This window comes from Ruegeria sp. YKSD179, assembly GCF_059612885.1.
Window position 1 is genome coordinate 43,190 of sequence record NZ_JBXWRL010000035.1, and the last position, 10,395, is coordinate 53,584.

The window sequence follows — 10,395 nt, forward strand, 5'->3', positions numbered from 1 at the left end:
CCGCGCCCGACGGGGTGTATCGGCGCGACGAATTCTGTGCCCGAAGGGATATTGCATGCACGCCTACCGCAGCCACACCTGCGCCGCCCTGACCGCCGCCAATGTTGGTGAAACCGTCCGCCTTTCCGGTTGGGTGCATCGCGTACGAGATCATGGCGGTGTTTTGTTCATCGACCTGCGCGATCATTTTGGCGTGACACAAGTTCTGTGTGATGGGGACAGCGCAGCTTTCGCCGAACTCGAGACAGTTCGTTCTGAGTGGTGCATCCGTATCGACGGCACTGTCAAGGCTCGGGATCCGGAACTGGTGAACCCAAAACTTCCAACAGGTGAGATTGAGGTTTACGTTCGCGAGTTGGAAATACTCGGTGCTGCAGAAGAGCTGCCGCTGATGGTGTTTGGCGATCAGGAATACCCGGAAGAAACCAGGCTGCGCTATCGCTACCTGGACCTGCGTCGTGAGGCTATGCAGCGCAATATGACTCTTCGCTCTGACGTTGTGGCGTCGATGCGTCGCCGCATGTGGGATCAGGGCTTTCGTGAGTATCAGACGCCGATAATTACAGCATCCTCACCCGAAGGCGCGCGCGACTTTCTCGTCCCTTCGCGCCTGCATCCAGGGAAGTTTTACGCCCTGCCACAGGCCCCACAACAGTTCAAACAGTTGATCATGGTGTCTGGCTTTGACAAGTACTTTCAGATCGCGCCCTGCTTTCGAGACGAAGACCCTCGCGCGGATCGCTCGCCGACCGATTTCTACCAGCTGGACCTTGAGATGTCGTTTGTTGAACAGCAGGACGTCTTTGACACAATCCAGCCCGTTATGACCGACATTTTTGAAGAATTCGGAGGTGGTCGTAAGGTTGACCAGCACTGGCCACAGATTTCTTATAAGGATGCTGCGCTCTGGTACGGCACTGACAAGCCGGACCTTCGTAACCCGATTAAGATGCAAGTTGTGTCGGAACATTTCCGTGGATCCGGCTTTGCGATCTTTGCCAAATTGTTAGAGCAAGAGGGAACCGAAATCCGCGCTATCCCTGCGCCGGGCGGCGGCAGCCGTAAGTTCTGTGATCGAATGAATGCGTTTGCGCAAAAAGAGGGTTTGCCTGGAATGGGCTATATCTTCTGGCGAGAAGGCGAAAACGGTATGGAGGCGGCGGGACCGCTGGCCAAGAATATCGGCCCCGAGCGCACCGAGGCCGTCCGTTTACAACTGGGACTTGGCAAAGGTGATGCGGCCTTCTTTTTGGGAGGCAAGCCGAAAGCCTTTGAAAAAGTCGCGGGTAAAGCGCGTGACGTGATTGGCGATGAACTGGGTCTTGCCGAAAAGGATCGCTTTGCATTTGCGTGGATCGTGGATTTCCCGATCTATGAGCAGGACGAAGAAACCGGTGAGATTGACTTCGAACACAACCCGTTTTCTATGCCGCAGGGTGGAATGAAAGCCCTACAAGGCGATCCGTTGGATGTGCGCGGTTACCAATACGACCTTGCCTGCAACGGATACGAGTTGGTGTCCGGTGCAATCCGAAATCACAAGCCGGACATCATGCTGAAAGCGTTTGAATTGGCTGGTTACGGTGAAGACGAAGTCAAATCCCGATTTGGTGCGTTGTTTAACGCGTTTCACTATGGTGCGCCGCCGCACGGTGGTTGTGCTGCGGGCATCGACCGGATTGTGATGCTGTTGGCAGACGAAGCAAATATCCGCGAAGTCATGATGTTCCCGATGAATCAGCGAGCAGAAGATTTGATGATGGACGCGCCTTCGGACCCGACGCCGGATCAGTTGATGGAACTGGGGTTGAGAATTATTCCTCAAGATTAAGTACCGAACCGCCCTTACTTGTCAGGGCGGTTTGTTGTTTTTCGATAGGCATAGGTTCGAACGGAACCTCGACCTGTCTTGAGTTTGCTGTACTAATTCGCGTTGCTTGAGCAGAACTTGCGGTTCAATCTCGTTCAATCAGCTCGTCGAGGTTTTTTCGGCTGGATCGGATTGCCTTTGCCGTACGCCGCGTTTGAAAGTAGGCCCAGACGCACAGAATGGTTGCGGTTATGAAATACGCAATCTCCAATTCAGACGGCTCCGTGCTGCTCTAACCTGTTCTGAACCAAACCAGCAACTCTGGCGGCTTGTACTGTCACGGGTGTACCACTTGCGCGGACCAAAGCCAGCTGTTGTGCTGCATTGGCCAGAACCGTGTCGTTGGCATCCCGTGCAACACCACTTAAAAACTGGGCTGCGTAGTCCAAGCTGCGGTGGTCGGTCGGCCCAGTCAACACATCGGCAATCTGTGCCATATCATCCTGATAGGCTAAGGGATCGGGTCGTATTGTTTCGTCACGGATATAGTCAGATCCATCAGGCCGCCTATCTTCTGGAACATGCCGCAAGATCGCGGTTTGAAACTGGGCCAGAGATTTCAGTGGTTTGTTCAAAAAGCCATCTGCCCCTGCATTTATTGCCTCTGCCTCGGCCCCGTCATCGCCCGAGAGTCCCAGAATGACGTCAATGCGAATGACTTCATCGGCCAGTTCGGCGATCAAATCTGACCAAATGCCGTCAGGCAGGCCCATATCCACGACAATAACGGATGGGCGGTAAATCTGCAGATGCCGCCGCGCTGACTTTAGGCAGTCTGCCCGCCTGAAGCGCGCGCCGCTGTGCAAACACATCAAGCGGATTGCATCGCAAACATATCGGCTATCTTCGACCACAAGTACGGTCTGGCCGAGAAGCGGCCGCATTTTAGTGGGCGTGGGGCGGGTTATGAATTGTCCCGAATCGTCCATGGCAGAACTCCTAATCAGCAGATGCCCCACGCTAGGAACTCTCAGCTAACACCGGGTTAACGGGCAATTTGGCGCACTTGCCCTTTGGCCGGGCAGCGCCCATAACCGCTGCAACGCAGAACAGAGGAGATATCCATGATCGGTCGCCTGAACCACGTCGCTATCGCCGTCCCCGACCTTGATGCAGCTTCGGCACAATATCGCAATGCGCTGGGCGCAAAGGTGGGCGACCCTCAGGACGAACCTGATCACGGTGTTACCGTTGTCTTTATCGAGCTACCTAATACAAAGATCGAACTTCTGTATCCATTGGGTGAAAACAGCCCGATAAACGGATTCCTTGAAAAGAACCCTTCAGGTGGTATCCACCATGTCTGCTATGAAGTTGAAGATATCATTGCGGCCCGCGATCACTTGAAGGAAACAGGCGCCCGCGTTTTGGGTTCAGACGAGCCGAAAATTGGTGCGCATGGTAAACCTGTACTCTTCCTGCATCCCAAGGACTTTAATGGTTGCTTGGTCGAGTTGGAGCAAGTCTGAGGTGTGCCGATGACAATAACCGCTGCACTGGTTCTTTTTGCTGTTATTTGGTTTCTGACCCTTTTGGTGGTCTTGCCGGTGCGGATCAAAACACAGGGTGATCTGGGCGATATTGTACCTGGCACGCACGCCGGAGCACCCGAAGTTCACCATCTAAAAAAGAAAATCTGGATCACAACTGGAATCTCATTGGTGTTATGGGCGATTATCACCGGAGTTATTCTGTCCGGTTTAATCTCTGTTCGCGATTTCGACTGGCTCAACCAACTTGAGCCACGTGATTAAGCCCTAGACGTGAGTGTCCGACAACTTGTGATAGATATGTGTGAAAGTCGCTGCGCCGATGACAGGGATCACGAGGTTCAGCAACGGCACGGATAATGGGATCGCCATTAACGTTCCCGCTAGCCATATAGTCGTAGAATGTTTGGCGCGCAGTTTCTGCGCTCCTTCGCGTCCAAGCCGTCTCATTGCGGCCAGGGTGAAGTATTCGCGGCCCAGAAGAAATCCATTCATAGCCCAAAAGATGAAAGGCGCAAACGGCGGGAACATCGCATAGAAAATTAATGCCAAAAGGTTCGCCACGATTAAAACGCCAAGAAAGATTATCGTGTCCCACAAGGCGTCACCGATGGGAACAGGCGATACTTGGGGAAGGTTTGGGTAATACCGATCCTCTACAGCTTGCGCTACTTCGTCTAGAAACATCGAAGTGATGGCAGACGCTACGGGTACCATAAGAAAAATGGGTAAAATCAAAACCAGTACGATGCCAGAATAGTTCAGTACATCGTTTAGCCATGGCACGGCTCCAATGAAGGGCAAGGAAATTTCGCTTCCTGACCAGATATTGATCAACCAGATTGCACCGGCACAAGCAATAATCAACAATAACAGGGTCAAGCCGACGCCCCGCATAAGGACGCCCCGGAATCTAGGATCACCGATCTGGCCAAGCGCCGAAAAAAAAGCGTTCAGTACGATCATTCAGACACCCACTGTGTGAGTGCTGAAACATCTGGACGGGGTCGTTCGGGCGGTGACACGCTTTCAGTTGCGATGTGGATAAACCCGGCAACGCGTTCATTTTCAGCCAATCCCAATCCTTTTTTGCAAAACTCCCGGTCGTGTGCCTGCCAGCCAGATAGCCAATTTGCCCCCCATCCAGCGGCCAGAGCCGCGTTCAGCAACGCCAGACAAACGGCTCCGGCCGAGTATGTTTGTTCAATCGCGGGTATCTTTTCAGAAGGTTTTTGAACCTCGATGACAGTCACGGCCAGAAGACCCATATCGAACTGACTGCGAGCCTTGGCGATCTCTTCTGCGTTTTTACCCATAGCTGCAGCCCGGTTTTCCGTCAGGTCGGCAAGCCTTTGCAAAGCGCCAATTTCTAAAACAACAAAGCGCCACGGCTCTAATTTGCCGTGATCCGGACTACGCGCGGCAGCTGTTAAAAGCGGAAGCAACTGTTCACGGTTAGGCGCAGGAGCGACCAGCGTCTTAGCCGGGCGTGACCGGCGCGACTGCAGAAAGTCCAACGCTGCAGGGTTCTTCAAGGACATATGTTAACTTTCTTCACATGGGCGGTGCTTATCTCGGCCCGTAGGGTCATATTTTCAAGGGCAGACTGGTAGGAATGGCAAATCAATTGCAACATCAAACCGGAAAACAGGAGTTCGAGTTGAATATCTTGCCCAGTTTGTGTTGTACCTAAATGTCCTGACGGTCCGTTTCGCGAATCTGATAAACACCCTCCGGCAAGTCCAGAGCTGCAGCGAGGTCACGAACCTGCTCAGGCGAAAGGGTGATCTTTTGAACCTTGTCCGTTCTTGGATCCAGTTGTTCAATCGTTACGCACTCGGCAAAGCTGTTGATGACAATGTCTTCTTGCAAAGGCTTTGTGCCTTCGTCCACCAATGTGATGACTGTCGAGTCGAATTCATGCTCAATTGAAAACATGGCCCCACAGTGCCGATACAAATAGGGCATTGCAACCCGTTGTATTTCATTTCGCCAGTGGAACAACAAAGATTGCAACGTTATAGTAGCCTGCCGGAGAGATCGACTGAAAGGATTTGCTCATGCGCCGTCTCGCCCTGACGTTGGTTCTTGCTCTGGCGGCATGTGAATCTGCTTATGTCGAAGCCATCCCTTCGTCAGAATGGACACCAAAATCCTCAGAATCGCAGGAGCTGGCCGCGTCGTTCAACCAAGTCAGCAAGTCAGTGGCTGAAGCTTCGCGAACCGAATGCCGCCGCCGGACCCGAGCCGTCAATTGTGATTTCGTGATTCTCATTGATCTGGACCGACGCGCGTCGGCAAATGCGTTTCAGACGCTGGACGAAAATGGACGCCCATTGATCATTTTCACTCAGGCCATGATTGAGTCCACACAAAACGCGGATGAGATTGCATTTGTCATGGGTCATGAAGCGGCTCATCATATTCTGGGACACATTGCCCGTCAGGCTGAAAACGCTCGGGAAAGCGCAATTATCTTTGGAGATCTTGCGCGACGTCAAGGCGAAGACGCGGCAGGCATCGAACGAGCCCAACAATTGGGCGCAGAGGTGGGTGCGCAATATTATTCTCGGGCCTTCGAATTGGAAGCTGATCAACTTGGAACGATTATCACAAATGCGGCAGGATATAATCCTTTGATTGGATTGAAATTCTTCCAACGAATTCCGGACCCGGGCGATCGATTCCTGGCCTCACACCCGCCAAATGCTGAACGGGTGCAGGTCGTTCTGGATACGTCTGCCAAACTTGGGCTTACCAGATGACGACGCTGACGTGTCTGGGTGTGGTTTTAACTGATCGTGGATCGAAATATGCGGTTTCCGGCGGAAAGGTGAAGAGCCGTGAACAAATCGACGCGATGCTGGCCGAACTCAAATCCGACAAGGCGTATTCAAAAGCCACGCATAACTCTTGGGCCGCGGTATTGCCCGCAGGGTCGTTAAAAGCCGACGACGGAGAGGCCGGCGCGGGGATGGTAATCCTTCGAATGATGGAGCGCGCAGAACTCAGTGAGCATTTGATCATCGTAACTCGCTGGTACGGAGGAAAAAAATTGGGCGGCGACAGGTTTCGTCGTGTACAGGACGCAACGCGAGCCTATCTGGACAACCTGGGATGACGATTTTGACCTGTGTCAAGGGCACGAGACACTGAAAGTAATAGCCTTTCCCAAAGCGTGTTACGGAAAGGAGGTCTCATGTCGGACCGCGAACTGTTGAAACGCCACGCAGCGCTTGTTGACCAAATGGCCGACCGATTAGGGGTGGACCTACAAGAGGCGGCTATCGCTGGCGCTGTAGCGATGGATGAGATTTCTGATGCGGTATTGAGGTGCACGAAATGCGCGAACCCCGTTCATTGTGAAAGTCTTTTGGCACAGCCTGTCAATATAGACCATTCGCCGGAATACTGTCGCAATCGCGATCTACTGCGCAGGCTACGACCCTGATGTCGGCGGAAAAAATGCGAAAGCTCGGGCAGATCATGCCTCACCTGCGTTTAGTATTGCGTATGGGGCAAACTACCGGGATTGACCTTGCTGCCGCTCATCGTGAAGGAATTCTTGGTCACGATGATTGGGCTGAAATGGTGCAATCATGCCGTAAATGCGAATGGGCGAGTGGCTGTCCGGAATGGTTGAACCGAAACGATTTAGCGTCAGATGCGCCCCAAACTTGCCCTAACCGGGAAAGGTTGGCTGCACTAAAATCCAAAAAATCGAAAGCAAACTGATGGTTCCCAGTCCACTCGATGAAGCCGAGAAACACTTTTGGCTTACCCGTTCTGTTGCGCGTTGCATGGGGGTATCGTTCACCGATGCGATTGCGGAAGGCAGGTTAAAGGCTGATGGTTTTGCTGAATTGGTGGCGCGCTGCCAACACTCAGGTTGTAGCGAAAAGTGCTACTTCTGGCTGGCCAAGCAGCAGGCGCGGGCACAGGCCGCGCCTGAATTTTGCGTCAACGCAAAGGATCTGAACGCGCTGAACTAACCAAGATCAAAGCTTGGAGTGGCCGCCGTCACATAACGGTGCGTTGGCGCTGTGTTTGCAACCGCAAAAAAACACTTTCTTGCTGGCTTCTGCTGAAAATTTGACGGGTTCAATGCCTGATCCTTTGTGCGAACCGTCACAAAATGGCTGCCGTTTAGATTTGCCACATGCGCACCAGAAATAGGTTTTTCCCTCAGTTACCTCGATGGGATAGGGTGCCTTTTGGGCAATAGTCGGGGATTCTGACATATGGCTGCTCCGTTCTTCGCTGATGTCGTTTCAACACCCTAACGCAGTCTGTATCAAACGGCAGCCTGCCTTCGGTGAATCATACCAAAGTGCATAATTGCAGCGCTGTTTCGCTTTAAATCACAGATACGTTATCAACGCTGTTGCCAGACCGCTATCTTAGCCGTATCCTGATTTCGGCCCCGAAAAACTGGGCAATATCAGAAAAGTAATAGAGGACTGACGGACATGAAACTCAAATTCGCTGCTATCTGCGCCACGGCTGTAGTTCTGACCGCTTGCTCGCAGCAAGAGGAACCGACCCCGGTTTATATCACTCCTGAATATGATAAATACGGCACACCTAGCTGTCCGGCAGGTTATGGCCTGGCCACAACAGAGGCTGGTCAGACCGTATGTAACCCGGTCACACAATAATTTTAATTCAGGCGGCCCATTCTTGGGCCACCCGTTTTCTTAGGATCGTAAAGCCGCCCAACGGGCGGTTTTTTCTTCACATTTTTAACCGAACAGGCGATTTTCCGCCAATCCAAAATGCGGGAGCCAGCACATGCGCAACTTCTTTGTGCGACTGCACCACCGAACCCGGTGGAGCTGGCAGGGCCTTGTTGCAACTTACCGGGAAGAATATTCGTTTCGGGTTTGGGTATGGGCTAACCTGGTCTCGGCGACTTTGGCCTTCTGGTTACCGATTGGCAGCAGTGCACGGACATTAATCCTTGTGCTGGGACTGATGGTTCTTGTGTCCGAATTGTTCAACACCGCGATTGAGCGGGCAGTCGATCATACTTCTACTGACCATAGTAAACTTGCCGGCCAAGCTAAGGACGCCGCCAGCGCGGCAGTGGCATTGACGGCTGTTTCAGCAGGAATCGCCTGGGCACTAGCCATAATCCAACTAATCTGATCGGTGCGGTTATGACTTTGGGGAAATCCGCCCCCACAAGTCATATTCGCCAGCCTCGTCAACTTCGACAGTTACAATATCGCCCGGTTTCAACGACCCGAAGCCCTCATCAATAAAAAGATTGCCGTCGATTTCCGGAGCGTCCGATTTGGTCCGGCATGTGGCGGCCTCTTCGTCAATGTCGTCCACGATTACCTCAATGGTTTTGCCGACTTTAGCTGCAAGCTTGGCCTCGGATATGGCTTGGGCCTTTTCCATGAAGCGTTCCCAGCGGTCTTGCTTGACCTCGGGTGCAATGTGATCGGGGAGGTCATTTGATCGGGCACCAGCAACATTTTCGTACTGGAAACATCCCACGCGATCTAACTGGGCCTCATCCATCCAATCCAGTAATGTTTGAAACTCGGCCTCTGTTTCCCCCGGGTAGCCAACAATAAAGGTCGATCGCAACGTAATATCCGGGCAATCCCCACGCCACGCGGTAATCTCATCCAATGTCTTGGCGGCTGCAGCAGGGCGCGCCATGCGTTTCAGAACATCGGGATGAGCGTGTTGAAACGGAATATCCAGATAAGGCAGCACATTGCATCCCGCGTCCGCCATTAACGGTATCAGATCCCGCACATGGGGATAAGGATAGACGTAATGCAGCCTCACCCATGCGTCCAGCTGACCCAGCTCTCGAGCCAAATCCGTGATGTGGCTTCGTACGTCGTGATCTTTCCAAGGGTTGATGTCGTATTTCCGGTCCAAACCGTAGGCCGATGTATCCTGAGATATCACCAAAAGCTCGCGCACGCCGCTGTCGACCAGCTTTTCCGCCTCACGCAATACCGCATGGGCTGGCCTACTGACCAACTTGCCGCGCATATCAGGAATAATGCAGAACTTGCACTTGTGGTTGCAGCCTTCTGAAATTTTCAAGTAACTGTAATGGCGTGGTGTAAGTTTCACCCCAGAGGCAGGAAGCAGATCGACAAAGGGGTTTGGATCAGGTGGAACCGCAGCGTGTACGGCATCCAGCACCTGTTCATATTGGTGCGGGCCAGTTACAGCCAATATGCGAGGGTGGTGTTCCCGGATGTAATCCGGCTCGGCGCCCAAGCAGCCGGTAACGATAACTTTGCCGTTTTCCGCCAACGCTTCACCAATGGCGTCTAGGGATTCTGCCTTTGCACTGTCAAGAAATCCGCATGTGTTTACTATTACGGCATCTGCACCTGCGTAATCAGGGGAAATACCGTATCCTTCTGCGCGAAGCCGGGTCAGAATTCGTTCACTGTCCACCAGTGCCTTGGGGCATCCAAGGGACACCATTCCAAGCGTAGGTTGACCGCGACGCGGAGTATCGGTGATCTGCGCAGCAGGCGCGAGGTCGGGGCGAAGGTTTGGCGGGTTTGTCGTCATGGCGCGGCGTATAGAGGGGAAAGCTTCCCCTTGCAAATATCACTTTTTGAGGGCTGACTTAAATCAGAGCAGAAAAGCCGAACAAGGCAGGTGGCAGCTATGAAGTGGTTGGTAAGACTCCTTTTCATTTTTGCAGCAGTTTTCGGATTGATCATCGGTGCCCTGCTGTTGATGCCTGCGGATAAACTTGGAGCTATTCTCGCAGAACAGGTAAAAGCCAGTACCGGGCGTGAACTGACACTTTCAGGCGATGTCCATCTGTCCTTCTGGCCTGTACTTGGGATGGAAACCGGTCCCGTTACCTTTAGCAACGCCCCCTGGGCCGGCTCCGAGCCGATGTTAAGTGCCAAAAGCTTGTCTGTCGGTGTAGATGCTTTGGCACTTTTTTCTGGTGAAATGCGCGTTAAGCGAGTGATCGCTGAAAGCCCGGTTATACGGCTCGAAATATCTGACGGTCGAGGAAATTGGGTTTTGGGGAAT

At 52.8% G+C, this 10,395-nt stretch carries 17 protein-coding genes; 11 read left to right on the forward strand and 6 right to left on the reverse strand.

The features are described 5' to 3' along the window. Positions 1 to 55 precede the first annotated feature (55 nt). Positions 56 to 1,831 carry an aspartate--tRNA ligase gene (aspS, locus tag AC2FNE_RS16175; RefSeq protein WP_170607230.1) on the forward strand — a complete coding sequence of 592 codons (1,776 nt, stop codon included), beginning with the start codon at positions 56 to 58 and terminating at the stop codon, positions 1,829 to 1,831. A gap of 251 nt (positions 1,832 to 2,082) precedes the next feature. On the opposite strand, the gene AC2FNE_RS16180 is transcribed toward aspS, so the two are convergent. Further along, positions 2,083 to 2,799, reverse strand: coding sequence for a response regulator (locus tag AC2FNE_RS16180; RefSeq protein ID WP_496805798.1), 717 nt, complete (start codon positions 2,797 to 2,799; stop codon positions 2,083 to 2,085). Positions 2,800 to 2,934: 135 nt separating this feature from the next. Here AC2FNE_RS16180 and mce point away from each other — a divergent pair, with 135 nt between their 5' ends. Both mce and AC2FNE_RS16190 read left to right on the forward strand, forming a co-directional pair. Then, the gene (gene mce / locus AC2FNE_RS16185) at positions 2,935 to 3,339 is read left to right on the forward strand and encodes a methylmalonyl-CoA epimerase (protein ID WP_170607226.1); all 405 of its coding nucleotides are present in this window, start codon (positions 2,935 to 2,937) and stop codon (positions 3,337 to 3,339) included. Positions 3,340 to 3,348: 9 nt separating this feature from the next. Next, complete coding sequence (locus AC2FNE_RS16190; RefSeq protein WP_170478505.1) at positions 3,349 to 3,624, forward strand: DUF1467 family protein; 276 nt, start codon at positions 3,349 to 3,351, stop codon at positions 3,622 to 3,624. Between the two features lie 3 nt (positions 3,625 to 3,627). Here AC2FNE_RS16190 and AC2FNE_RS16195 read toward each other — a convergent pair whose 3' ends face one another. The 3 genes from AC2FNE_RS16195 to AC2FNE_RS16205 all read right to left on the reverse strand — a co-directional run bounded on the left by AC2FNE_RS16195 (position 3,628) and on the right by AC2FNE_RS16205 (position 5,298). Beyond that, complete coding sequence (locus AC2FNE_RS16195; RefSeq protein WP_170607224.1) at positions 3,628 to 4,326, reverse strand: EI24 domain-containing protein; 699 nt, start codon at positions 4,324 to 4,326, stop codon at positions 3,628 to 3,630. After that, complete coding sequence (locus AC2FNE_RS16200; protein ID WP_170607222.1) at positions 4,323 to 4,901, reverse strand: nitroreductase family protein; 579 nt, start codon at positions 4,899 to 4,901, stop codon at positions 4,323 to 4,325. The genes AC2FNE_RS16195 and AC2FNE_RS16200 overlap by 4 nt, the downstream gene beginning before the upstream one ends. A 148-nt stretch (positions 4,902 to 5,049) precedes the next feature. After that, positions 5,050 to 5,298 (reverse strand): DUF8831 family protein, encoded by a 249-nt coding sequence (locus tag AC2FNE_RS16205; protein ID WP_170607220.1) that lies wholly within the window; start codon positions 5,296 to 5,298, stop codon positions 5,050 to 5,052. 122 nt (positions 5,299 to 5,420) lie between these two features. On the opposite strand from AC2FNE_RS16205, the gene AC2FNE_RS16210 reads away from it, so the two are divergent. The 5 genes from AC2FNE_RS16210 to AC2FNE_RS16230 all read left to right on the forward strand — a co-directional run bounded on the left by AC2FNE_RS16210 (position 5,421) and on the right by AC2FNE_RS16230 (position 7,352). Continuing rightward, the gene (locus tag AC2FNE_RS16210) at positions 5,421 to 6,125 is read left to right on the forward strand and encodes a M48 family metallopeptidase (RefSeq protein ID WP_170478516.1); all 705 of its coding nucleotides are present in this window, start codon (positions 5,421 to 5,423) and stop codon (positions 6,123 to 6,125) included. Next, complete coding sequence (locus tag AC2FNE_RS16215; RefSeq protein ID WP_170478519.1) at positions 6,122 to 6,481, forward strand: YigZ family protein; 360 nt, start codon at positions 6,122 to 6,124, stop codon at positions 6,479 to 6,481. Before AC2FNE_RS16210 ends, AC2FNE_RS16215 begins: the two co-directional genes overlap by 4 nt. 78 nt (positions 6,482 to 6,559) lie before the next feature. Then, positions 6,560 to 6,811, forward strand: a complete 252-nt coding sequence (locus tag AC2FNE_RS16220) for a DUF6455 family protein (RefSeq protein ID WP_170607216.1) — start codon at positions 6,560 to 6,562, stop codon at positions 6,809 to 6,811. A 14-nt stretch (positions 6,812 to 6,825) separates the two neighbouring features. Beyond that, on the forward strand, positions 6,826 to 7,095 hold the full coding sequence (locus AC2FNE_RS16225; protein WP_367648178.1) for a DUF6455 family protein: 270 nt from the start codon (positions 6,826 to 6,828) through the stop codon (positions 7,093 to 7,095). Then, a complete protein-coding gene (locus AC2FNE_RS16230) occupies positions 7,095 to 7,352 on the forward strand; it encodes a DUF6455 family protein (protein ID WP_170607214.1) in 258 nt (85 codons plus the stop codon). Before AC2FNE_RS16225 ends, AC2FNE_RS16230 begins: the two co-directional genes overlap by 1 nt. A gap of 6 nt (positions 7,353 to 7,358) precedes the next feature. Here AC2FNE_RS16230 and AC2FNE_RS16235 read toward each other — a convergent pair whose 3' ends face one another. Beyond that, positions 7,359 to 7,601 carry a CDGSH iron-sulfur domain-containing protein gene (locus AC2FNE_RS16235; RefSeq protein ID WP_170607212.1) on the reverse strand — a complete coding sequence of 81 codons (243 nt, stop codon included), beginning with the start codon at positions 7,599 to 7,601 and terminating at the stop codon, positions 7,359 to 7,361. 228 nt (positions 7,602 to 7,829) lie between these two features. Here AC2FNE_RS16235 and AC2FNE_RS16240 point away from each other — a divergent pair, with 228 nt between their 5' ends. Beyond that, a complete protein-coding gene (locus AC2FNE_RS16240) occupies positions 7,830 to 8,018 on the forward strand; it encodes a hypothetical protein (protein WP_170478530.1) in 189 nt (62 codons plus the stop codon). A 133-nt stretch (positions 8,019 to 8,151) separates the two neighbouring features. Further along, the gene (locus AC2FNE_RS16245; protein WP_170607210.1) at positions 8,152 to 8,508 is read left to right on the forward strand and encodes a diacylglycerol kinase; all 357 of its coding nucleotides are present in this window, start codon (positions 8,152 to 8,154) and stop codon (positions 8,506 to 8,508) included. Between the two features lie 9 nt (positions 8,509 to 8,517). Here the strand turns inward: AC2FNE_RS16245 and rimO are convergent, their stop codons facing one another. Next, a complete protein-coding gene (rimO, locus tag AC2FNE_RS16250) occupies positions 8,518 to 9,915 on the reverse strand; it encodes a 30S ribosomal protein S12 methylthiotransferase RimO (protein ID WP_170607207.1) in 1,398 nt (465 codons plus the stop codon). A 99-nt stretch (positions 9,916 to 10,014) separates the two neighbouring features. Between rimO and AC2FNE_RS16255 the strand changes: the two genes are divergently transcribed. Continuing rightward, on the forward strand, positions 10,015 to 10,395 hold a 381-nt coding region (locus AC2FNE_RS16255; protein ID WP_496805799.1), incomplete at its 3' end, for an AsmA family protein.

Excerpts from the sequence above, each read along its gene's own strand:
- AC2FNE_RS16205 (WP_170607220.1), bottom strand. The coding sequence starts at position 5,298 with ATGTTTTCAATTGAGCATGAATTCGACTCGACAGTCATCACATTGGTG.
- AC2FNE_RS16245 (WP_170607210.1), top strand. The coding sequence starts at position 8,152 with ATGCGCAACTTCTTTGTGCGACTGCACCACCGAACCCGGTGGAGCTGG.
- AC2FNE_RS16200 (WP_170607222.1), bottom strand. The coding sequence starts at position 4,901 with ATGTCCTTGAAGAACCCTGCAGCGTTGGACTTTCTGCAGTCGCGCCGG.
- AC2FNE_RS16180 (WP_496805798.1), bottom strand. The coding sequence starts at position 2,799 with ATGGACGATTCGGGACAATTCATAACCCGCCCCACGCCCACTAAAATG.
- aspS (WP_170607230.1), top strand. The coding sequence starts at position 56 with ATGCACGCCTACCGCAGCCACACCTGCGCCGCCCTGACCGCCGCCAAT.
- AC2FNE_RS16190 (WP_170478505.1), top strand. The coding sequence starts at position 3,349 with ATGACAATAACCGCTGCACTGGTTCTTTTTGCTGTTATTTGGTTTCTG.
- mce (WP_170607226.1), top strand. The coding sequence starts at position 2,935 with ATGATCGGTCGCCTGAACCACGTCGCTATCGCCGTCCCCGACCTTGAT.
- AC2FNE_RS16220 (WP_170607216.1), top strand. The coding sequence starts at position 6,560 with ATGTCGGACCGCGAACTGTTGAAACGCCACGCAGCGCTTGTTGACCAA.
- AC2FNE_RS16235 (WP_170607212.1), bottom strand. The coding sequence starts at position 7,601 with ATGTCAGAATCCCCGACTATTGCCCAAAAGGCACCCTATCCCATCGAG.
- AC2FNE_RS16195 (WP_170607224.1), bottom strand. The coding sequence starts at position 4,326 with ATGATCGTACTGAACGCTTTTTTTTCGGCGCTTGGCCAGATCGGTGAT.
- AC2FNE_RS16215 (WP_170478519.1), top strand. The coding sequence starts at position 6,122 with ATGACGACGCTGACGTGTCTGGGTGTGGTTTTAACTGATCGTGGATCG.
- AC2FNE_RS16240 (WP_170478530.1), top strand. The coding sequence starts at position 7,830 with ATGAAACTCAAATTCGCTGCTATCTGCGCCACGGCTGTAGTTCTGACC.
- AC2FNE_RS16210 (WP_170478516.1), top strand. The coding sequence starts at position 5,421 with ATGCGCCGTCTCGCCCTGACGTTGGTTCTTGCTCTGGCGGCATGTGAA.
- rimO (WP_170607207.1), bottom strand. The coding sequence starts at position 9,915 with ATGACGACAAACCCGCCAAACCTTCGCCCCGACCTCGCGCCTGCTGCG.
- AC2FNE_RS16225 (WP_367648178.1), top strand. The coding sequence starts at position 6,826 with ATGCGAAAGCTCGGGCAGATCATGCCTCACCTGCGTTTAGTATTGCGT.
- AC2FNE_RS16230 (WP_170607214.1), top strand. The coding sequence starts at position 7,095 with ATGGTTCCCAGTCCACTCGATGAAGCCGAGAAACACTTTTGGCTTACC.